1 pseudogene is annotated in these 605 nt (G+C 45.6%); it reads left to right on the top strand.

From position 1 onward, the window contains the following. Positions 1 to 573, top strand: a pseudogene (locus R7E78_RS28225) (ABC transporter substrate-binding protein); the annotation flags it as partial. Positions 574 to 605: the final 32 nt, after the last annotated feature.

Genomic DNA, 605 nt, shown 5'->3' with positions numbered 1-605 from the left:
GTTGGCTTTGCTTATGATCAAGACTTTACGCTGATGCCTACCTATATTGCGCAAATCAATCGGGGCAAGAGTGATAAGTTGGCAGAGTCCTTTATTGCTCATTTGCTTTCGAAAGAAGTACAAGAGCAGATGGAAAGCAGCACCTTCTCCAAAACAGCGCTTGATGATACGGCTCGATACGGTGGAGAAAATCCCGTTCTCGCCCTAGAACAGGTAATGCCACGTGAAGCGTTAATCAACTTGATTTTTGATACCGCGATCACCAAGCGCTTACCGGAGCTTCAAGATGCTTGGCTCTCGCTCATTAAATTGAATCGACTAGCCGACGGAAAACCAGAGAAACAACGTTCGCTACAAGCCATTGAAAAACAACTGTTTGAATTGCCACTGAGTAAAGCGCAAGTAACCGAAATTGCGCAAAAGCTGTCGACCATGGATAAAGACTCCGAAGTTGGCATGACGCACTACCAAGCGTTATTGGCAGAGTTTTCCCATGAATTGAGGCGGGCGATGTCGGAAAAATTGGACAACGTAAATCAGCAATTGGCTCAATGGCGAGGGAAAGAGAAGTAGTGTTATACCCGAAATACAAAACCATCGGTGCA

Source organism: Vibrio sp. YT-19(2023) (genome assembly GCF_033337395.1).
This window is presented reverse-complemented; position numbering and strand designations above follow the sequence as displayed.